Origin of the sequence: Pseudomonas sp. I3-I5 (genome assembly GCF_022699445.1) — a bacterium.
GTDB classification, from domain to species: Bacteria; Pseudomonadota; Gammaproteobacteria; order Pseudomonadales; family Pseudomonadaceae; genus Aquipseudomonas; species Aquipseudomonas fulva.
The window spans coordinates 2,219,855-2,241,939 of sequence record NZ_CP093940.1; the positions used below are offsets into that span (position 1 = coordinate 2,219,855).

The following is a 22,085-nucleotide window of genomic DNA, read 5'->3' on the forward strand; positions in this document are numbered from 1 at the left end:
CATCATGGTGACGTGGCGGCAGCGCCTGCAGCGGATGCTGGACATACGGCCCGGGGAGGCGCCAGCCGTTCTGGCAGGCAGCCTGCTGTTCTTCATGCTGTTCACGGGTTATTTCATGCTGCGGCCCGTACGTGAAACCATGGGCGTTGCCGGTGGTGTCGAAAACCTGCAATGGCTGTTCACCGGTACCTTCATCGCCACTGTGGTATGCCTGCCTGTGTTTGGCTGGCTGGCCTCCCGTGTACGACGCCGGTACATACTGCCTTGGACCTATGGCTTCTTCATCTGCAACTTGCTCGCCTTTGCCGCGTTGCTGGCACGCCACCCCGACGGGCCTTGGGTGGCACGAGCGTTTTATATCTGGTTGTCGGTATTCAATCTACTGAGTATCTCACTGGCCTGGAGTGTGCTTGCCGACCTGTTCAGCACCGAGCAAGGCAAGCGCCTGTTCGGTGTAATGGCAGCAGGAGCAAGCCTGGGCGGGCTGAGCGGGCCGCTGCTCGGCACACTGCTGGTGGCGCCTCTTGGACACCCCGGTTTGTTGACGCTCGCGGCGATACTGCTGCTGGGCAGCGTACTGGCCGCCTGGGTGTTGCAGCATTGGCGTACGACTCACCCTCTACCGACCCGCGAAGCCCCCCATGAAGGCCGCGCGCTGGGTGGCAATCCGTTTTCAGGCGCAGCGGCGGTGATGCGTACGCCGTATTTGCTCGGGATCGCCGTGTTCGTCGTGCTGCTGGCCAGTGTCAGTACATTCCTCTATTTCGAACAGGCCCGCATCGTCAGTGAAACCTTTACCGACCGCACTCGCCAGACGCAGGTGTTCGGCGCCATAGATGCAATCGTTCAGGCACTGGCTATTCTGACGCAGCTGTTTCTCACCGGTCGACTCGCCCGACGCCTGGGTGTGAGGGTATTGCTGGTGACAGTGCCCCTGGCCATGGCCGCTGGGTTCGTATGTTTGGCCTTGTCACCTGTCTTCGTTTTGTTCGTCATCGTGATGGTCGTACGGCGTGCCGGCGAGTACGCCCTGGTACGGCCAGGACGCGAGATGCTGTTCACGGTGGTCAGCGCCGAAGACAAATACAAGGCCAAGAACTTCATCGACACCGTGGTGTATCGAGGCGGTGACGCGGTCAGCGGTTGGATAAAGCGGGGCCTGGACCTTATCGGGGACCATCCACAAGTGGCCATGTTGATCGGGGCGACACTCGCCGTTAGCTGGGCCGCAACCGGTCATTGGCTAGGTGGCCAGCAGGGCCGACGGGACAAAACGCCAGGCCGGTGACGGGGACGCGAACTATTGGGCATACCGTTGTTTAACGCCGTTTGTCCGAAGCCTTCTCGATAATGCGAATCCTGGCGGACGTCCGGACTCCCAATTCATGTACGGCATTGGCGCCGTGCATTCCGAAGTCATAAGAGGTTTCAGATCATGGCCACTAAAGACAATAGCCGTAGCGGTAACCAGCAGGGCAGCCAAGGCGGTAGCAAAAATTCGGGCAACTTCGCCAATGACCGCGAGAAGGCTTCCGAAGCCGGCAAGAAGGGGGGCCAAGCAAACGCTGGCCACTCCAGCGAGTCGGGCCGCAAAGGCGGCAAGTCATAAGTGAAGCCTTGCAGTGCCAGGCCCGCCTGGCACTGCGTTTACTCGAGCAAGGAGCCTGCCATGCGCACATTCCCACTGATCACACTGATGGGCGCCTTGACCATCGTCGGCGGTTGTTTTGACCGCGACAATAATCACCCCGGCAAGGATTCCGATGCCAGCAAGCCGTCCTTGCAGATGCAAAGACCCGATGAAAACGCTGCACCCCGTTCTGCGCCAGCCCCTGAGCCGATGACAGGGCAGAAAGCCAATCAATAATACGCGCACGAGGAATATGCCATGACGGTCATGACCCGCCAGACCGCCGCGATGGTCCAAGCCCCATCTGTCGCCCCCAGCCTGAAGGACCGTTACCACGCCTTGCTCGAGGGCCATGACACCAGCAGCCGGGCCTGGCTTGATGCCCAATTGGAGCAAGCTCAGGACATGCCTGACGACTTGCCAGATGATCCGGCGCAACTCGACGCCTGGAGTTTGCAACACGCTGCCGGTGTGGCCGAGGGCTACAAGGCCTATCTGGATCAGCGCAAGCAGGGGGGCCCGCGGCGCTTTTTTGCTAACCGGGCCCAGGCCTTGTGGTTCCTGCAGCAAGTTGAGCCCACTAAGGTTGTAGACGGTGCCTGGCTGTTCAGTGCTTTGCGGGAATGGCAAGATCCACGCTATCACGGTCTTATCCGTACGTACCTCGAAGAACTGGGCAGCGGTGATCCTCGCTGCAACCATGTATTAATCTACCAGCGCCTGATGAGCCGGCTCGGCTGCCTGGAGCGTCCGGACCTGGAGGATGGTCGCTACTTGCAGGCATCCTTGCAATTGGCGCTCGGCGAGTATGGCCAGGACTATCTACCCGAAGTGATTGGCTACAACCTTGGCTATGAACAGCCGCCTTTGCATCTGCTGATTACAACGTACGAATTGGCAGAGCTGGGTATCGACGGATTTTACTTCCAGCTGCATGTCACCATCGACAATGCCGCCAGCGGGCATGCCCATCTGTCGCTCCAGGCGCTGCGCCAATTGTGCCCGGCCGATGACGTGGCGGGTTTTTATGAGCGCGTCCGTCGGGGCTACCGGCTCAATGATCTGGGGATCAGCACCCCTGCGCTCATCGCACGTTTCGACTTGGAAGCAGAGCTGCTCCAGGCCCTGGAACACAAGCGCAATTTCGGTCAGTTCATGCATTCGGACCACTGCCGTCTGCAAAAGCGCACCATTAATCAGTGGCTGGCCGAGCCGGGCGCCATGCCGGCCTTTCTTGAAGCCATGCAGGCCCAAGGCTGGATTCGCCGAGGCGAGGCTCCCGAGCAAAGCCGCTGGTGGAAACTGATCGAGGGGCCGACCGCGCCCATGTATGGTGTATTTACCGCCTACGAGAAGCAGTTGTGGCACGACTGGATCGCCGCAGGGTCGCAATCGCGCATTCGCCGGGTGCTACCGGGTACCTGGGAGGCATCCCTGCAATTGCAGGACCAGACGTCGAGTAATCGACGGCCGTGCACTGCGGACTACGACATGGATACGCTGATCGGTGCCATGTCCGGCAACAAACATGCGACGCCCGAAGGATTGGTCGCGACCCGGGCTTACATACAGGCCACTGGCCTGCTCCAGGAAGGATCTCACTGATGCCCCTCGATTCATCTCAGACAGCCGCAGACCAGGCCTTACTCCAGTTGGGTAAGCGCCTTCGCGCCGATGGTTATCATTTTACCTGCGTGACACCCGAAACCCATGCTTTGGTCAACGCCCGGCCAGGCGCCGAGAAGGCCTGCACCGTCCGCGATGTGTTTGGTTGGAGTCGGCCGTTTGCCGCCTCGATGCTGTCGGACGATGAGCTCGACCTGATGAAAACCGCCGGCGTAGTGAACACTCATCGAGACCTGCTGGCCAGCACCGTCCGTTGGTCGACCCTGGACGGGGTGATGCTGGTGCACTCGGCTTACCCTACGCAGGCCAGCGATGCGGTGTTCTTTGGCCCTGACAGCTATCGTTTCGCCCATGTGATCCAGGATCACCTGCAATCGACCCTCAAGCGCATTGAGCGTGCGGTGGACATCGGCTGTGGCACAGGGGTGGGCGCATTGGTGATCGCCCGGGCTGCGCAGCATGCACAGGTAACCGCTGTGGACATCAATCCCAATGCATTGCGTTTTACTGCGGTCAATACAGCCCTCGCCGACGTCAGTAATGTCTCTGTTCAACACAGCAATATTCTCCAGGACGTGACGGGTCAGTTCGACCTGATCGTGGCCAATCCTCCCTACATGCTTGATGACGGGGAACGCACGTATCGTCATGGCGGAGGATCGCTTGGGGCTGACCTGTCGCGTCGCATCATCGAGCAGAGCCTTAAGCGACTGACCGTGGGGGGATCACTGTTGCTTTATACCGGCGTTGCCATCGTTGAGGGGCAGGACGCTTTGCTCGAAGGCGTTCGCGAGCAACTGGCCGGCCCTGAATTTTCCTGGGTCTATCGAGAGATCGACCCTGACGTGTTCGGCGAGCAATTATTGGAGCCAGGCTATGAGCGAGTCGAACGTATTGCGGCTGTGGCACTGACGGTTACGCGCAATCGGTGATGGTACAGGATTGAGCGATATCCAGATGTGCCCCATGGGGCGCACAGCGGTCTCCGGGGTTCGGTATCACATCACACATTTCATCTTTACCGCTGCTTGCACGGGCGCTCTGGCCGGGTGCCTCTTTGGCAGTCCGGCCTTCGTACGTAGGTGTTTGATTTCACCACCGGTTCAATGAGAATAGCGGGATCCATCACCGTTGTGCCAAGGACCGTAACCATGATGCTGACCCCGCTGTTCCCACGTGTAGCCCTTGAAGACACGCTGTTCGTCTTCGCCTTGGAGGCAGAGGCGGGTGGTTTGTTCGGGCATATGAATACGGTCTTCACCGGCATTGGCAAGGTCAACGCGGCGATTGCACTCACCCGCGCCGTTACCACGCGCAGGCCCAGGCTCATCGTCAATCTCGGTTCGGCAGGCAGTCGGCTGCATGGTAAGGGCAGCCTGGTGTGCTGCACACGGTTCGTCCAGCGTGACATGGACGTCACGCCCCTCGGGTTTGCGCGCTACGAAACACCGCTGTCCGACATCCCTGTCGTGCTCGAGCATGGGCTGGCCATTTCAGGTTTACCCGTAGAAACCTGTGGCACCGGGGACAACTTCGAGATCAGCCACGGTGATGCACCTTATGACGTGGTCGACATGGAGGCCTACGCGCTGGCGCTCATCGCACGCTCCGAGAACATCCCGTTCGTGTGTCTGAAATACATCTCGGACAATGCCGGGAGTGATGCGGCCAGCGACTGGTCCGTGCAGGTGCACTTGGCGGCCGAAGCCTTCAAGCGGGTGCTCTTCAATCCTGGCTGAGTTTCTGTCCAATGGCTGTGTTAGCCACCGAGCGCTGCGGTTAAACCTTTGCCCAAGTAGCGCAGTCACTTGAGGTATCAGCAGATCACTCAGGGAGCATGTCAATGGCCAGGGCAATCTGGAAAGGCGCCATCAGTTTCGGTTTGGTACACATACCCGTGGCGCTCAATTCCGCCGTCAGCAGTGAACGCGTTGATTTTGACTGGCTGGACAAGCGCAGCATGGACCCGGTGGGCTACAAGCGCATCAACAAGGTCACTGGGAAGGACATTGACAAGGAAAACATCGTCAAGGGCGTGGAGTACGAGAAGGGCCGCTATGTGGTGATCAGTGAACAGGAGATCCGCAAGGCGCGCCCGGAAGCCACCCAGACGATCGACATCTTTTCGTTCGTGGATGCGGGGGACATTCCCCTTCAGCACTTCGATACCCCTTACTATCTGAGCCCTGACCGGCGTGGGGGCAAGGTCTACGCGCTCTTGCGCGAAACGCTGGCTACCACCGGCAAAGTGGCCTTGGCGACAGTCGTACTCCACACCCGCCAGCACCTTGCACTCATCCGGCCCTTGGACGAGGCCCTGGTGATGATCACGTTGCGCTGGCCAGATGAGGTGCGTGGGCTCGACACGCTCGAACTGGACACTACAGTGACCAAGGCCAAAGTGGACAAACGAGAGCTGGATATGGCCAAACGTCTGGTTGAAGACATGGCCGGCACTTGGTCACCGGACGAGTATCATGACGCGTTTCGAGACACGATCATGGAGCTGGTTGCCGAAAAGGCCAGCAAGGGCAAGATCGAGACGGTGGAAAAAGGCGAGGACACCAGCGGCGAGAAGGGCGCAGATATCATCGACCTCACCGAGCTGCTCAAGCGCAGCCTCGGCGGCAAAGGCCCTGCGCCTTCCAAAAAGAAACCTGCTGCCGCGAAGAAGCCCGCCAAACGCACGCGCAAGGCTTCCTGACGGCAGTCACAAGTGCTTGGCCTGCAGGTGCTCCTGCAGGCCGGCCAGGTAATCGCCAAACCCTTCGCGTGCGCGACACTCGCGTCGGCTGCTGGTAGCCACACTGTGCCCGGCTGACCAACTGATCGGTACCCCCAGCGCTTCCAGGTCCCGGACCAGACGCACATCCTCGTGGGCCGCCAGAGGCTGGAACCCGTCGACGCTCTGATAGGCCTGTGCGCTCACGCCGAGATTGGCACCATGGATATGACGATGACCATCACGTGCCTCGTAGCGGCTCAGATAGAGTTTGCGCAACGCAGCGGTTTGCCAAGGCTGCCAGTGGCTCACGTGGACCGTACCGCACACGACTTCAGCGCCGCATTCGAGCTGTGCCGTCAGCCAGTGGGCAGGGACCTGGCTGTCTGCGTCCGTGCAGGCAAGCCAAGTCGCACCGCGCGCGAGCATCCATTCGGCACCCGCGCGCCGGGCCATACCGACGTTGCCAGCTTCGATCGCGAAGGTGTGTGCTCCGTGGCGCTGTGCGACGGCGGCGGTGCCGTCGGTACAGCGATCCAGAACCACCAGAATGGCGACGTGATGACCTGCCGCCGCAGCGTATTGGGCAGCAGCCGAGGCGGCCTTCAGGCATCGCCCCAGACGCCGGGCCTCGTTGTGTGCCGGAATGACGACGCCGATCATACGCACGTCTCGTCAAGGTCTACCACGCTGGGTTGGTTGGACCAGTAGGCCATGATGAAGTCGGCCTCGTCGTGGCAGAACACCGGGTATAGCGGCAGGTGTTTGGACAGCATCCGATGCACCTCGCGCCCGTCCTGCGGACACCCGGCGATGGGATGCTTCCAGTGGCACGCCAACAGGCCTCCATCATAGGACAGGCTGGCAACAGACTGCTCGATCACCTGCAACCAGTCGGTGGGATCAAGGTAATACCCCACTTCGCTGAGCACGATCAGATCGAAACGCCCGCCCGGCCAGTCGGCAGGCAGGCGAGCGCGTTCTACCCGTGCGTGGCGGATATCGGCCAGGCGATCAGTGGCCAGGCCCACGGCTTTCGGGTCGAGGTCCTGGCACACCAGCTCGGCACAGCGCTCGGCGAGCAGCACACTGAGTTCGCCATTGGCGCAGGCCGGCTCGAACACACGCTCGTAGCACTGCCGGGGGAGGCTGGCCATGACCAGGTCGCGCTTGCGTTTTTCATACCAGCGGGTACGAAAAGCCCAAGGGTCTTCATTGGCGGCATACAGGTCGGCAAAATATTGGGCATCGATACTCATGGCAGATCCTTTTACAAGAAGACCAGTTCGAAGGGCTGTAGCACGCAGTCCAGCAAGTTGGGGCGTAGCACCGGCGGTGTACAACCGTCAGGTTCGAACTGGCTGACGTGTGCAGCGATGGCTTTGCGCTTGCGCCCCACCTGATCCTCATTGAGTTGCAAGCGGTGCGCACGTTCCCAGGGCAGACGTGGATCCTCGGGTTGGCCCCAGTGCCATGCCCATACTGGGACTTCCACCAACTGGGCCTTACGCGCCAACGCTGCCTGCGCGCCGGCCCGGCCTACCGCCTCGTGATCGCAGTGGCCGTCACCGCGCCAGGTTGTCATCAGCACATCTTCCGGGCGCAGCAGCTGAGTCAGGTGGCTAACCAGAAAGGCTTCCTCCCTGGCCAGTTGACTGTCCTTCAGGTGCAGGCGGCGCCAATCGATGCGCTTGGGGTCCAGCCCGAGCTGCTCGATGGCCTTGCGGCTTTCTTGCGGCCGGTCGCGACGCAGGCGATGCTCTGTCCAGCGAGTCGAGCCAGGATGGCTGCCTTCGCCGTCGGTCGCCGAGATCAGCACCAGGTCCTCTTCGCGCCCTGCAAAATCGGCCAGCAGACCACCGGCCATGAGAATCTCGTCATCTGGATGTGGGGCGATCAGTACCAGGCGTCGACCCGGTGGGCAGAGCTGCTGGGCAGAGACCCAGGTGGCCCGGGCCAGGTGGGCCGAATGCTGCCACGCTGACCAGGGCGTGCCGTCATTGGACTGGATCAGGTCTTCACTCATAGCTGCCATGCTCCGGAAGAAAGCTGTGCGATCTGCGCGCCGAGTGCTGCAAGGTCTCGTTCGGCGTGACTCTGACGAATGAACACTGGCAGGTCAGCGCTCAACCGCGCAAAGTGTGCATTACGGCAAAACGGTGTTGCGCCCAACGCCCGGCCTACATGTCGCATGACGTGCTCCACGGCGTGGTCGACGTGGGCGCGCACGCGCTGCACGATGAGACTGGCATCGGCGCGTGGATTGCGATCGATCCAGGCGGCACATTCACGTAATGCCGCCCGAGCGCCGCACAGGGCGGCATCCACGGCGCCCAGGTGCGCATCGGCGTGGGGGTCCGGTTTGGGCTTGCGGCAATGCTCGCGCAGGTAGTCGGCCAGCGCTTCGGCCGCCCCATACCAACAGGCGGCAATGCCCGCGCCGCCGTGCCAGAAGCCAGGCCTTGATAAATACTCGCCCGCCGTACCGACCAGCACACCCGGCGTGTCGTTGAATTCGACCTCGACGCTGGCGGTGCTTGCCATGCCTACGGCCTGCCAGTGCTCGATATTCAGACCCAGGGTTGGGTCGGCCAAGCGGATGGCAACCAGCTGCGGTTGACCCGACTCGTCCCAGGCGGTGATCAAGGCCTGGTCGATTTGCAAGGCGCCCGAACACCACGCCTTCTTCCCGGCAAGGCGAACGCAATCTCCGTCTCTGGATGCAACGACGGCGCGAGCATCCGGCGGCTCTGCGGCCCACACGCCCCAGATCTCATCGCCTACAAGATGGCCAGCGCCACATTCGGCCAGAATCGCCAAAGCGTCAGTGTGGCCCTCATAGAGCTTGGCCAAAGCCAGGTCACAGCCGGCCACGCGCGACAACGTCTGCCAGCGCTCCAGCGTCCTGCCGTGACCCGGGCGCGGTAGGACGTCCAAGCACTGGGACCGCAAGGTTTTCATCAATTCGAGTGACTGGGTATCGACATTGAGGGGCTGCAGCCGCTCCTCGTACGTGCGCAACAAGCGGTCCAACGGGGTGAGGTCGTGGTCCTGAGGCATGCTCATGCGCGAAACTCCCTGTAGCGGTAGACGTCGGCCATCACGTGAGGCCAAGTTGTTTGCGCATCCGCGCCGTGATGGATTGACGGGTCTTGCTCATGTCGGCCCAAGGGTCCTGGGCATCGGCCAGTCGCTCGCCAACGGTGGCGATGGTCCACTGGTTGGCCCCCTTGAGCTGCGCCAGCTCTTCACGCCAGACGGGGACTGAAACCGGCAAGCCCTCGCGAGCACGCAGCGAATAGGCACACACCGTGGTGGCGCCTTTGCCATTGCGCAGGTAGTCGATGAAGATACGGCCCACACGGTTCTTGGGGCCGGACACCGCGGTGAGCCGATCAGGGAACAGTTTTGCCAGGTAGGTGACGATGGCGTGACTGAAATCCTTGACGTCGTCCCAGCTCGCTTTTCTCGTCAGCGGGACAACGAGGTGTATACCTTTGCCCCCGCTGGTCTTGATGAACACCTTCAGACCCAGTTCGTCCAGCAGGGTCAAGGTCAGCTGCGTGGCCTCCAGCATCGCTTTCCAGGGCAGGGCCGGGTCAGGATCCAGGTCGAGCACGAAACGATCTGGCCGGTCGAAGTGTGTGTCCGTGGCGTTCCAGGTGTGCAGTTCGAGCATGTTCATCTGCACAGCGCCCAGCAAGGTGTCGGGGCGGTTGATCACCATGGCGGCTTGGCCGGCCTGCTCTTTGTCGTATGTACGCACGTTTGGAATGTGCAGCTGACCAGCGTTCTTCTGGAAAAACAGTTCCCCGGCGAGGCCGTCTGGCGCGCGTACGAGCGCAACCGGCCGGTGCTTGAGGTGCGGCAAGATCCATTGGCTGACCTGGGCGTAGTATTCGACGACGTCGCGCTTGGTCATGCCTGAGGTGGGATCGATCACGCGATCAGGGTGGGTCAGGCGCAGGTCGCCCAGCGTCTCGGTGTCCTTGGCCGCCTTGCGCTTATGAACGGTTTTGCTCGGCATGGCGCGCTCCAGGTCGATAGCAGTGGCCGGCTTGTCGTCGCGCAAGCCATGAAATACCGCGTGGCGTACTACACCGTCACGCGTCATCTGGGCAAAAGCGATCTCGGCCAGCAAGGTGGGCTTGAGCCAATGTACACCGCGGGCCTCGGCTCCAGTGGGGGGGTTGGCCACAGGGGGGCTAGCGGTCTGCAGGGGTTCGAGTCGTGCGTGCAGCGTATCCAGAGTGGTGGTACTGAAGCCGGTGCCGACCTTGCCGGCGTAACGCAGCGTGCCCCCGTCGCCCTCGTGCAGAGCCAACAGCAAGGCGCCGAACCCATTGCGGCTCCCCTTGGGGTCGGTATAGCCCACTACCACGAACTCTTGCCGCCGCTTGCACTTGAGTTTGATCCAGTCGGCGCTGCGCTTGCCTGTGTAGCTGCTGTCGGCGCGCTTACCTATCAGGCCTTCAAGGCCCAGCGTACAGGCGCTTTCAAGCAACGCTTCGACCGGCGCTTCGAAGTCTGCGGAGTAGTTGAGGTTGTCCGCAGTGTTGTGCTCGAGCAAACGCTTCAACGCGTCGCGTCGCTGCTGCAAGGGAAGGGCGCGTAGATCCTGGCCGCCCAGGAACAGCAGGTCGAAGACGTAATAGGTAATTTGTTCATCATGAGCGGTATCGAATGCATTCTGCAGGGCCTGAAAATCTGCAACCCCTTGATCGTCATTGACGACCATCTCGCCATCGAGCCACGCAGAGTCCACACCTAATGCGCGTAGCGCAGCGACCTGGCCGGGCATTTTGGCGCTCCAGTCATGACCATTGCGGGTGTAGAGCCGTACATCATCGCCCTCAATGCGCGCAAGGATGCGATATCCGTCGTACTTCACCTCATACCGCCACTCCCCGGAAGGCGGTGAATCGACCAACGTGGCTAACTGCGGCTGTAGGTGGTCTGGTAGTTTACCGGGCTTGGACTTGGACTTGGACTTGGCGGCCTGTTTGGCCGGGGCAGGCTTACTTTTAGCCTGTTTGGCCGTCTTCGCAGAAGGCTTGGGGGTCAATGTCCGGTCGCTCAGCACGCTGTCGGGCTGTTCCTCGACGATACTGTACTGCGCCTCACTGCGGGCCTGGCTGTCGTTTGACTTGACCAGCATCCACTGCTCTTTCTTGCCTGCCAGCCGTGTTCGGAACAGGTTCCACATGCCAGCGAGCTTCTCGCCTTGCAGACGAAAGCGCAGCTTTCCTTTCTCGTACCCCTCACGCGGATCACCGTCCGGTTCCCAGACGCCACGGTCCCAGACGATGACATCGCCGCCACCGTAGTGACCTTCCGGAATATGGCCTTCGAACGTGGCGTAATCGAGCGGATGGTCTTCGACATGCACGGCCAGGCGTTTGACTTTCGGATCCAAGGAAGGGCCTTTTGGAATCGCCCAACTTTTAAGCGTGCCGTCGAGTTCCAGCCGGAAATCATAGTGAAGATGGCTGGCGTCATGCTTCTGAATGCAGAACTGTAATGCGTGGGCCGCTTTGGTGCGGCCGGATTTGCCGCTCGGCTCAGGCGTGGCGTTGAAATCGCGCTTGCGCGCGTATTCCTCGAGGGGCTTGGCCATGGGAACTCCGGAACCTGCGCTGTCTTGATCTTGGGAGGTGGCGAACAGCGCTGGAGTTCAAAAAACCGCCGGTAGCCGCGTAAAACTCTGAATCTTCCTGGGTGCAGAGCAGTCGACTTTGGGTAAGCCAACTGATGGAGAGGCGTAATGTCCAGACACGATGAACCCAAAGCCTATACCCCGACCGAGATCGATGACATCGAGGATCGAATGGGCAGCGTGCATGAGCTGAACTTCAGTGATCGCCTTGATGACCGTCAGGGACGGGTAGGTGATGAGCGGCCAGAAAGTGAAGTGGAGCAGGAGTTTCCGGAGGAACGGGTGCGCCAGAGCGGCTTGACCGGCGGCGAGGCACTGACCGACAGCCTGCATGAGGACGGCGTCACCGATGACGACCTGAGCCCGGACACGCTGCTGGATGAGACCGGCGCCCGAGATCCTCATGAGCCTGGATATGGCGGCCCTGCCGATCAGGCCCTGACCGAAGTAGACGCGATGGAAATCGGCGGCGGCCGTGGCCTTGACGAAGCAGAACTGGCCCGCACCAACCCGCTTGACGGGAAACCGTGGACTGATGATGCAATTGAAGAAGACGAAAGGAGCTGATCATGAGCGAATTACGCTGCGCTTGTACCGAGTGTTCCTGCACGGTGAGCACCTTGCCGCAGAATGGCAAGGCCTACTGTTGCGAGGCGTGTGCAACCGGACACCGCAACGGCGAGCCATGCCGCATGCCAGACTGTACCTGTGGCAAGGTCGAGCAAAAGAAGGAAACCAGTGTGGACAATGCACTGGATGAGACTTTCCCTGCGAGCGATCCTATTTCGCCGTGAGGGATATTGAGCCGGGTCTGCTCGGGCAGACCCGGCCTGTTCAACCTGCTTTGCATTGTTTGTGATAGCTAGCGAATTTCCGTGTGTGGGCGCGGCCTCGCCGGCGCCCCGGCAAGACCGCTCCAAGGAGCTGAGCTAAGTCGGGATCTGCGCTATCCCTGCTCTACTTACCTGTCAATCATGTTGGTGCTGCCGAGTCTTGCCGGCGCATGGCCTTGGCGCGCTTCTCCAGCACGAGGTAGGTGATGACCGCCAACACCAGCGGTATCAGGTAGTACAAGGTTCGATAGGCTAATAGGGCTGCAACCAGGCTGCCTTGTGGAATCTGTCCTTGGAGCAAGCCTAGGAATACCGTCTCCAGCACCCCGAGCCCTGCCGGTATGTGGGCCACTACACCGGCCACGCAGCTGATCAACAGCACCCCCAGAATGGAGGGATAGAATGCCTGATCTGGCAGCAGCCAGAAGATCAGCAGCGCCATCATTGCCCAGTTGCTGGCACCCAAGGCCACCTGGCATAGCGCAAGGCGCAGCGAGGGTAACGTCAGTTCATGTTCGCGCCAGCGCCAAGTGCGTTTTTTGGCAAAACCGCAGGCTAGCAGGTAGCCGATCGAGATGGCCAGCAACGCAAAGCCAATCAGCTGCAGCCCGGTGGTGCCGACGGCCCAGTTTGCCGGCAACTTAACCAGGCGCATTGCAAACACGCCGCCTGCCAGCAGCATGTAGCCCATCCAATTGGTCAATAGCCCCAAGGTCAGGATGCGTGTGATGGTGGGGGTATCGAGCCCGAGCCTGCCATATAACCGATAGCGCAACGCGACCCCGCCTACCCAAGTGGTGAAATTGAGGTTGAAGGCGTAGCACACGAAAGCGATCGGCAGCACTTGCCGCACCGGCAGCTTGTGACCGGTATAGGCACGAGCCAACAGGTCATAGCTAGCGAAGATCAGGAAGCTCATCAGTGCCATGACCAACCCGACAGCCAATGTGCCGGGCTTGTAGGCCAACAGCGATTCACGTACCTCGTTCCAGTCCAGGTTGCGCGCCAGCGTGAACAACAACGCCGGGATCAGGATCAGGAACAGGACCGTGAACAGACGCTTGGCCCACACTTGCCAACGTTTTCGTTCCATCAGGTGTTGCCCTCGTGCAGGTTGCCTTGGGTCTCCACCGCTTGCCCGGGCGTCTTTAGGCGCTTGCGATGCGCAGGTAGCCAGCCGGCAATGCGCGGGAAATGACGTATGACATGGAAGCTCAAGAAGATCAGCGGCGCCCGCCACCAGTAGCCGCGGATCATTCGCTCAAGGGTGACCGTCTTGCACTGTTCGCTGGCCAGCGACTGCAAATGGTCGTGGAGCTGTTGGTTGAAGGCGCGGCTGCGGATGAACAGGTTGGCTTCAAGGTTGAACGACAGGCTCAGCGGGTCGAGGTTGCTCGAGCCGACCGTGGACCATTCGTCGTCCACCAGCGCGACTTTGCCGTGCAGGGGACGTCGGCAATACTCATGGATCCGCACCCCATCGCGAAGCAGGTAGTTATAGAGCAGGCGAGCCAGCGTACGCACCCACCACATGTCCGGCTCACCTTGCATGATGAGGGTCACTTCAACCCCTCGACGCGCGGCGTTACGCAGTTCGCGCAATAGGCGATAGCCTGGGAAAAAATAGGCATTGGCTACCACTATGCGCTTACGAGCGCCACGCAGGGCTTCGAGGTAATACGCTTCGATCGCTGTGCTGCGTTGGCCGTTGTCCCGCTCTACCATCACGGCGGTGATGTCGCCAGTGGGGTCGGTAACCGGGCGCACCTCGCTTGGGGGCTCCAGCACCGGCGACATCAGTCGACGGCTCACGGCATGCACCTGGGCGACCACTGGACCGGTGACCTCCACGGCGTAGTCCTGCTTGGCCATCGGCCCATAGTCGCCGAGATGATCGGCGCTATAGTTGATGCCGCCAATGAACGCACGCTCCCCGTCGATCACGACGATTTTGCGATGCAGGCGGCGGAACAGGTTGGTGCGCAGGCCAGCCAGACGAGGCTGGGGATCGAACAAGTGAAACCTCACCCCCGCTTCGGTCATCGCTCCGATGAATTCAGCTGACAGGTCAGCGGTGCCATACCCATCGGCAACCACTTCGACACGAACCCCGCGTTGCGCTGCCTCGATCAGGGCACGCTGCAACTGATGGCCAACCTTGTCCTCGTAGATGATGAATGTCTCAAGGAGAATTTCATCGCGCGCCTGGCCCATGGCCTCGAAGACTCGCGGGTAGAACGCCTCACCATTGATCAACAGCTCGACGCTGTTGCCATCGACCCAAGGTCTTTTCACACGTTGATCTCCGCAGCCAAGGGGGCGTGGTCGGACAGGTGCGACCACGGATAGTTGGATAAAACCTTTGCAGCATGGGGCATGGCATTGCGCACGTAGATCCGGTCGAGCCGAAGCAGCGGCAGGCGCGCGGGAAAACTGCGGGCCGGCGAGCCGAAACGCTCGCCAAATGCCTCAATCAGGCGCTCTGACAACACGGCATCGGCCTTCAAGCGCCAGTCATTGAAATCCCCGGCGATGATCACGGGCGCCTTGGCAGGCAGGCGGTCGAGCAACTCGAACAGCAAACTCACCTGTTTCTGGCGGTGTGCCTCCCGTAGCCCCAGGTGTACACAGATTGCATGTACCTCGTCATGGCCCGGCACCTCCAGTTGACAGTGCAGCAGACCTCGCTGTTCGTTTCCCTCGACCGATACGTCGAGGTTCTCTGAACGTACGATTGGGAATTTGGAGAGCAAGGCGTTGCCGTGATCGCCATGGGGGTAGACGGCGTTGCGCCCATAGGCGAATTGCGGCCACATGCTGTCTGCCAGAAACTCGTACTGGGGCGCCTCCGGCCAGGCGGGATGGCTGATCGCATGCTGCTGATGGCTGCCATGCACTTCCTGGAGAAACACCAGGTCGGCGTCTGTGGCACGTACCGCATCGCGCAGCTCTGGCAGGATGAAGCGGCGGTTGAAGAAGGTGAAGCCTTTGTGCACGTTGAGCGTCAGCACGTTCAGGCGGTGCACGGCGGTGATTTTGTCGATGATGCAGTTTGGCGCGGGGAGTGTAGGGTTCACAGCTTAACCTCCGGCTCGGCGCCCGGCTCGGTCATCAATTCGTGGTCCAAGTGCATCTTTTCCAGCAGTCGGCGCGCGTCGTAAGGGGCATGGACTTTCTGATCGTTATCAAAATAGCAGTACACGTCACGCGTTGGGCACCGGGGTGGCGGCCCTTGTACGATCAGATGTGCGTCGTCGGGCTGGCTTCCCTCAGTCCACTGTTCGATACGTTTCTTCCAGCGGCGAAGCGCGCTGACGGTATACCCGCTGCTATAGAGTTCGACATCGCCATGCAGGCGCATATACATGAAGTCTGCGGTGACGTCTTCGACGTAAGGCCACTTACCCGCGCTGTCGGCCACCACCAAGGCAACGTTGTGCTGGCGCAGCAGTTCCACGAAGCGATCGCACAGGAAGCTTTCGTGGCGTATTTCCACCGCATGGCGTACGGGTGCATTCCCGCTTATCTGCGTACCGCCGTTACCTTGCAGGCGTTGCTCGCAGCCATTGGCGCTACGTTTGGCAGCGGCTCGGTCACGCGGTAGCAGCTGCAGAAATGCACCGAATCGCTCAGCGTCGAAGCGCATGTTGGCAGGGAACTGCCATAAGAAAGGGCCGAGCTTGTTGCCCAGAAGAAGCGGCCCGGAAGCGAAGAAATTGGCCAATGGCGTATCGATGTCCTTGAGTCTGCGGATGTGGGTGATGTATCGCGGTGCCTTGACGGCGAAGACGAAGTCATCGGGTGTGGCGTCATGCCAGGCTTGATAGCGTTCGGGCGTTTGCAGGCTGTAGAACGAGCCATTGATCTCGATGGTCGTGACCGCCCTCGATGCGAAGGCCAGTTCGTCATCCTGGCGCAGGCCCTTGGGATAGAAATCCCTGCGCCAAGGGCCGTATCGCCATCCTGAAATGCCAATGCGTACCTCGCTCACGCTGCCTCCTATCGCATCTCCATTCCATTCACCATTGCGACCAGCGCAGTGGCAGGAGGGTTCAGGCGCAGTTGATCAATGGCGGTGGCCGGGGGTGGAATTGAACTTTGCAGATGAGCTCGATTCCATTTTTAGACAGGCAGGGTGGTGACCGACGCTCTGTATCGACACTTCTTGGAGGTGCGCATGGCCAGACACATCATCCATTTCACCGGCCCTATCAATTCTTCTACCTGCGGCAACCTGATCAACACCTGTACCAAGGCTGTGAACCAGGGGGCCGAGGTGGTGCAGCTGAATGTCGCCACCATGGGCGGCGAGTGCAGCTACGGGTTTACCTTGTACAACTACCTGCGGACTTTGCCTGTCACTGTGCACACGCATAACCTTGGCACTGTCGAGTCGATGGGCAACATCCTGTTTCTGGCCGGCGAGCGCCGCACCGCGTGCACCTACAGCAAGTTCCTGTTCCATCCCTTCCACTGGACGCTGCACGGTTCCATCGACCACTCTCGGATGGCCGAATATGCAATGAGCTTGGATTATGACTTGCGCCTGTACGCCCAGATTGTGGCTCAGCGCACGGAAGGCGCGGCGCAGGCGCTTGACGTGCCCCGCTACCTGATGGCGGCCCCACGGATCCTTGGCCCACAAGAAGCTCTGGACAGCGGGATGATTCATGCGATCGACGATTTGCCGATTGAGGCGGGCGACTGTCAATGGAGCGTGCACGCCTAAAGCGGCACGCCTGTACTCCAGATAGCAGCCAGTCGAGGAGGGCGTCAGCGAACAGACGCCGCAGTAGCCGCGTCACACTCGAGCAACGAGCGAATCAACTTCCTGATGTCTTGCTTGAGCGTGCTGACGTTTTCGAAATGCGCGAACTGAAAGTCAGCGATCTCATGCAAGGCGCAAGGCTGGGGCGCTTCATCAAACTCGGCCTCGAAGACATAGTGCATGCGCTGGGGCGTCTCGTGGCGCATCAGCAGCGTGAAATTGTGGGCCTGCAGACCTGTCTCCTCTAGCAATTCACGCTGGGCCGCCTCAAGCGGCGTCTCACCAGGCTCAACTTTGCCACCTGGCAGCGTCCAAGGGGCGTTTTGCTTGCGAACCCATAGCCATTTATGAGCGTGTTTGCCATGCCGACAGATAATGGTTGCGCGGGGCTTGGCAGATTTCATGGGTACTCCGGCGAATCACATTCCTATGAGGAATTAGTCGCCGAGAACCGTAAAAAAGTCATAAAACTGTAACAATTCACCGACGAACGGTCAGTAGAGAACCGAATCGTGCAGGCTTTCGATGGCCTCTACCAATTCGTCATAGCCGACGGGCTTGTTCAGGTGGCGATCAAAGCCTGATTGCTTCGACCGGTGCTGATCGGCGCTCGCCCCATAGCCAGTCAGGGCGATGGCCGGCGTGTGCTGCAGGTGCTTCATGTCTCGCAGGGCCTTTATCAGTGCATGGCCGTCCATGACTGGCATGCCGATGTCCGACAGAATGACGTCGTACTTCGTGTCCCTGGCGACCTCGAGCGCCTGGCGCGGGTCAGCGAACGCGCTTACCTGCGCACATTCCATTTCCAGGAGCTGTTGCATGACGTCGAGCACTTCGGGCGAGTCGTCCACCAGCAGCACGTGCAAGCCATCAAGGCGACCCATGCGTTCAGGTTGCTGGCAGGCAAGCTGCTCACCTCTACCACTCTGGGACAAGGGCAGAGTGACGGTGAACGTACAGCCTTGACCGAGGCCTGCGGAGTACGCGCTTACGCTTCCGCCATGGGCCTCCACTAACTGACGGACCAGCGACAACCCTATTCCCAGACCCTCTCGAGCCGCGTGCCCGAGCGGCGACGCTGCCTGGCTGAACAGATCGAAAATGTGCTCCAGGCTGTCTGCCGTCAGGCCGATGCCCTGGTCTATCACGCTGAGCGACACCTGCGTGTCATCGTGGCTGAGCGACAACCGAATGGCGCTACCGGGCGGGCTGAACTTCAGGGCGTTGTTGAGCAGGTTCCAGATCACTTGCTCCAAGCGTGTGCTATCCCCGTCGATGAACAGCGGTAGACGGTCAGCAGGCAGCTCCAGCACCACTGCCGAGTCAGGCTGCTCGCTGACGACAACCCCATGGATACCCTCGACGATGGCAGCCACGTCTACTGCTTCGGTCTTGAGCTTGAGCTTGCCGGTACGGATACGGGCCACGTCCAGGAGATCGTCGATGATGCGCGCCTGGCTGGCGACAGCCTCGCGAATGGTGGCTACCGCCTTGCTCGCAGCGGCGATGTGGGCGATCGAAGGCAGACGACGCAGGATCTCGGCGTTGAGCTGGATCAGGTTGAGCGGGTGTTTGAGCTCGTGGGACATGATGGCAAAAAACTCATCCTTCATGTGGCTGCTGCTTTGCGACTCGGCCAATTGCTTGCTCTGTTCATCGTGCAGGCGCTTGTGCCCGGTCAAGTCACGAGCGATCTTCACGAAACCACGCAATGAATTGCCTTTCAAGCGCGAGATCTCACCGCTGGCATAGAAGCGGCTATCGTCATTGCGCACGTGCCAGCGCTCATCCTGGCTACGGCCGTTGGTGCGCGCCCTTTGCAACTCCTGCTCGGGAATGCCGTGCTGGCGATCTTCCTCGGTGAAGATGAGCTGGTAATGCCGGCCCACTACATCGGCCTTTTCATGGCCGAAGATCAATGTGGCGCCTGTGTTCCAATCAGTGATCAAGCCCTGCTCATCCAACAGGATGATGGCGAATTCGTGGGTACTTTCAGCGACTACTCGCATGCGTTCCTCGCCAAGTCGCAGACGCTCCTCGGCCGCGCGGCTCTTGCTGATGTCGATAAAGGTAAGCACGGCCCCGTCGATCTTCTGTTCGCTTGAGCGATAGGGCAGCAACCTGGCCAGGTACCAGTGGTAGGCCTGGCCTCCGATTTCGCGCTCGATGATGTGCTCGCCATTGACCACGGCACGCGCATCATCTGCCAGAGCGGGGTAATCCAAGCGATGAGTGATGTCGAGCAGAGAGCGGCCTGTGTCCACCGGCAGCATGTTGAACAGGTCGGTCGCACGCGGGGTGAACCAGCGAATGTGCAGGTTGCGGTCGACGAACACGGCGGCGATGTCAGTGCTGGCAATCAAGTTGCGCAGGTAGTCATTGACCTTGTCGGTCTCCTCGACCTTGTTCTTGAGCTCGTAGTTGACGGTCAACAGTTCTTCGTTGATCGACTGCAGCTCTTCCTTGCTGGTTTCAAGTTCTTCGCTGGCCGAGCGAAGCTCTTCGTTGATGGTCTGCATCTCTTCATTGGAGGCGGTGAGCTCTTCACTGGAGATCTCCGACTGCTCGATGGTCTCCTGCAATTGCAAGCGCGTGCGCTGCAACTCTCGCTCCAGGTTGTTCAGCACCATGCTGTCGGTCTGGCGAATGGCACCGACCAAGGGCAATGACGGATCGGGCGCGCGCTCTTCGAACACTACCAGCAGGTATTCGCCGGCTGTCTGCTCATCCTTATGCGGTTGCACCGTAATCTCTACCTGGCAGCGCTGGTCATCCTCGCCCAGGTCCACAGGGCGAGAGGTGACCGCATGGGTGCCCTGGCGCGCCTGGAACAGGGTGCTGCGAAGCGCCAGTCGCAGGCTGGGCAGTACCAGGTTGAGCAAGTTACGGCTCAATTCACCGCTGCCCAGTTGCATGAAGCGCCCGACCCCTTCACTCAGATGAAGGATGGTACCCTCACCGTCGATGATCAGGCTCGGCGGGGTTCGGCGCGCCAGTGCGCGGTGGTGCACCTCTGCATAGGAGGGCTTGCGCTGGGCTCTGCTTTTGGCGGTGGCCGGCTGCTTCAGAGCGCCTAGATCACCCCCTTGCAGCTGACGCCCCGGACGCGTGCCGGCACCGGCGACCTCGCGCGCCCGGTAGATGCGATTACGCTTGTCCACCACTGCAAACAGCTCGCCAGCCAGCTCTGCTGATTCGGACGAGCCCAGGAACAGGTACCCACCCGGGCGCAGGGCGAAATGGAACATGCGCAGGATGTCACGCTGGATTTCGCGGTCCAGGTAAATCAGCAGATTGCGACAGACGATCAAGCCCAATTGCGAGAAGGGCGGATCGGACAGCAGGTTATGCCGCGCAAAAAGCACTTTCTCGCGTATTTCCTTGCGTACTCGATAATGCTGGTCTTCCTTGACGAAGAACTGGCGCAGCCGCGATGGCGGCACGTCGGTGATGATGGACTCTGGATACAAACCCGTGCGGGCATGGCCAATGGCGCGCTCGTCAAGATCGGTGGCGAACACCTGTACGTTATTGGCACGTTGGTCCACGGCCAACTGCTCGCATGTCAGCATGGCCAGGCTGTAGGACTCCTCTCCTGTCGAGCAGCCGGCGGACCAGATGCGAATCTCTGCCGGGTTGTCAGCCGAGTCCGGCTCGCCCACCAGTTGGGGCATGACAATTCGTTCCAAGGCTTCGAACGCTTCACGGTCGCGGAAAAAATTGGTGACGCCTATGAGCATGTCCGCTAGTAAGTCGGCGGATTCCTCCTTGTGGTTTTCGAGGTAGTGCAGGTAAGCCCGCAGGTCGGCCTGCCCCGTGACATGCAGGCGCCGCTCAATCCGTCGTAGCACGGTGGCGCGCTTGTAGTGCTGGAAGTCATGCCCGGTAGCACTACGCAGTTGCAGCAGGATCTCTTCCAGCAAAGGTTCGCATGACTCCGGGTCGCCCGCCCGGGTACCCAGCGCAGGCGGCAGGCTGTCATCCTCGATGCGTGGGAGGTTGACCTGCCGTGCGTTATGCCACAGCTCCATCAGCTTTTGGGCAAGCTCTGCCGCCGGGAGCACAACGTCGACCAGCCCGGTTTCGATGGCCGCCCTGGGCATGCTGTCATACTGGGCATCATCCGGGCTTTGCACCAAAGTGACGCCGCCTTGCTCCTTGACGCGCGCCAACCCTACGGCGCCGTCTGCGCCGGTGCCGGACAGTACCACGCAAAAGGCATGGTCCTTGTGTACGTCGGCCAAGTCACGGAAAAACAGGTCGATCGCCACATGGTCACCGCGTCGCCTGTTGGCGGGTGCCACACGCAGATAGCCGTCATTGGTCGACAGCCGATTGGCAGGGGAGATCACGTATACATGGTTGCGTTCAATCGGTACCGGCGCCGTTACCTGGCTCACCGGCATGCCGGTGGTCTCCTGAATGATTCGATCAGCGACACTCTGATGGTCTGGAGACAAGTGCAGCACGATGACGAATGCCATGCCAGAGTCGGCAGGCATCTGCCTGAACAGGGTACAGATGGCTTCGATCCCCCCTGCAGAAGCACCAATACCCACCACCGGGAAATTGAGATGACTAGGACTCAGGTTCGAAGGATGGGGCGCGGCGGGCTGGTTAACGGTCGACTTCATGGCGGTGCCCTGTACAGACCTGACGGACAGCCCATCGACATGTCGCGGGGCAGGAGGAGGGACATTATAGGCAACGCGCGAGGATATTCGCGAGCGCCTTTACGAGGCGCTAATGGCTGGCCCGCAAGTGTTCGGCCAGAGAATCAATTCGCGCCACCGATCTGCAATCCATGCCTTGGGACTGAGTAGCCTGTCATCGCACGGGTTCTGATGAAG

At 60.5% G+C, this 22,085-nt stretch carries 21 protein-coding genes; 10 read left to right on the forward strand and 11 right to left on the reverse strand.

Annotated features, from left to right (window positions below; translation table 11 throughout):
• Positions 1–4: 4 nt before the first annotated feature.
• From MOP87_RS09965 to MOP87_RS09995, 7 genes are all read left to right on the forward strand, one after another.
• Positions 5–1,288 (forward strand): MFS transporter, encoded by a 1,284-nt coding sequence (locus MOP87_RS09965; protein ID WP_242810479.1) that lies wholly within the window; start codon positions 5–7, stop codon positions 1,286–1,288.
• A gap of 147 nt (positions 1,289–1,435) precedes the next feature.
• A complete protein-coding gene (locus tag MOP87_RS09970) occupies positions 1,436–1,609 on the forward strand; it encodes a KGG domain-containing protein (protein WP_242810480.1) in 174 nt (57 codons plus the stop codon).
• 60 nt (positions 1,610–1,669) lie between these two features.
• The gene (locus MOP87_RS09975; RefSeq protein ID WP_242810481.1) at positions 1,670–1,867 is read left to right on the forward strand and encodes a hypothetical protein; all 198 of its coding nucleotides are present in this window, start codon (positions 1,670–1,672) and stop codon (positions 1,865–1,867) included.
• A 21-nt stretch (positions 1,868–1,888) separates the two neighbouring features.
• Complete coding sequence (locus tag MOP87_RS09980) at positions 1,889–3,235, forward strand: iron-containing redox enzyme family protein (protein WP_028687525.1); 1,347 nt, start codon at positions 1,889–1,891, stop codon at positions 3,233–3,235.
• The gene (locus tag MOP87_RS09985) at positions 3,235–4,188 is read left to right on the forward strand and encodes a class I SAM-dependent methyltransferase (RefSeq protein ID WP_242810482.1); all 954 of its coding nucleotides are present in this window, start codon (positions 3,235–3,237) and stop codon (positions 4,186–4,188) included. The genes MOP87_RS09980 and MOP87_RS09985 overlap by 1 nt, the downstream gene beginning before the upstream one ends.
• A gap of 219 nt (positions 4,189–4,407) precedes the next feature.
• Entirely contained in the window at positions 4,408–4,995 is a 588-nt protein-coding gene (locus MOP87_RS09990; protein WP_242810483.1) for a nucleosidase, read from the forward strand.
• A gap of 104 nt (positions 4,996–5,099) precedes the next feature.
• Positions 5,100–5,960: a Ku protein gene (locus MOP87_RS09995; RefSeq protein WP_028687527.1), complete on the forward strand. Its 861-nt coding sequence runs from the start codon at positions 5,100–5,102 to the stop codon at positions 5,958–5,960.
• A gap of 6 nt (positions 5,961–5,966) precedes the next feature.
• On the opposite strand, the gene MOP87_RS10000 is transcribed toward MOP87_RS09995, so the two are convergent.
• Genes MOP87_RS10000 through ligD form a run of 5 tightly spaced genes read right to left on the reverse strand, consistent with a single transcriptional unit; the run spans position 5,967 to position 11,595 of the window.
• Positions 5,967–6,641: a glycosyltransferase gene (locus tag MOP87_RS10000; protein ID WP_059184005.1), complete on the reverse strand. Its 675-nt coding sequence runs from the start codon at positions 6,639–6,641 to the stop codon at positions 5,967–5,969.
• The gene (locus tag MOP87_RS10005) at positions 6,638–7,237 is read right to left on the reverse strand and encodes a class I SAM-dependent methyltransferase (protein ID WP_027915598.1); all 600 of its coding nucleotides are present in this window, start codon (positions 7,235–7,237) and stop codon (positions 6,638–6,640) included. The genes MOP87_RS10000 and MOP87_RS10005 overlap by 4 nt, the downstream gene beginning before the upstream one ends.
• An 11-nt stretch (positions 7,238–7,248) precedes the next feature.
• A complete protein-coding gene (locus tag MOP87_RS10010; protein ID WP_027915597.1) occupies positions 7,249–8,004 on the reverse strand; it encodes a PIG-L family deacetylase in 756 nt (251 codons plus the stop codon).
• Positions 8,001–9,044, reverse strand: a complete 1,044-nt coding sequence (locus tag MOP87_RS10015; RefSeq protein ID WP_242810484.1) for an acyl-CoA dehydrogenase family protein — start codon at positions 9,042–9,044, stop codon at positions 8,001–8,003. The genes MOP87_RS10010 and MOP87_RS10015 overlap by 4 nt, the downstream gene beginning before the upstream one ends.
• A 34-nt stretch (positions 9,045–9,078) precedes the next feature.
• The gene (ligD, locus tag MOP87_RS10020) at positions 9,079–11,595 is read right to left on the reverse strand and encodes a DNA ligase D (RefSeq protein ID WP_242810485.1); all 2,517 of its coding nucleotides are present in this window, start codon (positions 11,593–11,595) and stop codon (positions 9,079–9,081) included.
• 147 nt (positions 11,596–11,742) lie between these two features.
• Here ligD and MOP87_RS10025 point away from each other — a divergent pair, with 147 nt between their 5' ends.
• Positions 11,743–12,201, forward strand: coding sequence for a phosphotransferase system, HPr-related protein (locus tag MOP87_RS10025; protein WP_104926209.1), 459 nt, complete (start codon positions 11,743–11,745; stop codon positions 12,199–12,201).
• 2 nt (positions 12,202–12,203) lie between these two features.
• Positions 12,204–12,428, forward strand: coding sequence for a metallothionein (locus tag MOP87_RS10030; protein WP_027915593.1), 225 nt, complete (start codon positions 12,204–12,206; stop codon positions 12,426–12,428).
• A gap of 178 nt (positions 12,429–12,606) precedes the next feature.
• Here MOP87_RS10030 and MOP87_RS10035 read toward each other — a convergent pair whose 3' ends face one another.
• Genes MOP87_RS10035 through MOP87_RS10050 form a run of 4 tightly spaced genes read right to left on the reverse strand, consistent with a single transcriptional unit; the run spans position 12,607 to position 16,458 of the window.
• A complete protein-coding gene (locus MOP87_RS10035; protein ID WP_242810486.1) occupies positions 12,607–13,560 on the reverse strand; it encodes a lysylphosphatidylglycerol synthase domain-containing protein in 954 nt (317 codons plus the stop codon).
• Positions 13,560–14,762, reverse strand: a complete 1,203-nt coding sequence (clsB, locus tag MOP87_RS10040; RefSeq protein ID WP_027915591.1) for a cardiolipin synthase ClsB — start codon at positions 14,760–14,762, stop codon at positions 13,560–13,562. The genes MOP87_RS10035 and clsB overlap by 1 nt, the downstream gene beginning before the upstream one ends.
• Positions 14,759–15,544 carry an endonuclease/exonuclease/phosphatase family protein gene (locus tag MOP87_RS10045; protein WP_028687532.1) on the reverse strand — a complete coding sequence of 262 codons (786 nt, stop codon included), beginning with the start codon at positions 15,542–15,544 and terminating at the stop codon, positions 14,759–14,761. Before MOP87_RS10045 ends, clsB begins: the two co-directional genes overlap by 4 nt.
• Complete coding sequence (locus MOP87_RS10050; RefSeq protein ID WP_242810487.1) at positions 15,541–16,458, reverse strand: DUF72 domain-containing protein; 918 nt, start codon at positions 16,456–16,458, stop codon at positions 15,541–15,543. The genes MOP87_RS10045 and MOP87_RS10050 overlap by 4 nt, the downstream gene beginning before the upstream one ends.
• A 186-nt stretch (positions 16,459–16,644) precedes the next feature.
• Here MOP87_RS10050 and MOP87_RS10055 point away from each other — a divergent pair, with 186 nt between their 5' ends.
• Positions 16,645–17,196, forward strand: coding sequence for an ATP-dependent Clp protease proteolytic subunit (locus MOP87_RS10055; RefSeq protein WP_027915588.1), 552 nt, complete (start codon positions 16,645–16,647; stop codon positions 17,194–17,196).
• Between the two features lie 44 nt (positions 17,197–17,240).
• Here the strand turns inward: MOP87_RS10055 and MOP87_RS10060 are convergent, their stop codons facing one another.
• Together MOP87_RS10060 and MOP87_RS10065 are read right to left on the reverse strand one after the other, a co-directional pair.
• Positions 17,241–17,639, reverse strand: a complete 399-nt coding sequence (locus tag MOP87_RS10060; RefSeq protein ID WP_028687533.1) for an NUDIX domain-containing protein — start codon at positions 17,637–17,639, stop codon at positions 17,241–17,243.
• A 90-nt stretch (positions 17,640–17,729) separates the two neighbouring features.
• Positions 17,730–21,869, reverse strand: a complete 4,140-nt coding sequence (locus tag MOP87_RS10065; protein ID WP_242810488.1) for a CheR family methyltransferase — start codon at positions 21,867–21,869, stop codon at positions 17,730–17,732.
• Positions 21,870–22,085: the final 216 nt, after the last annotated feature.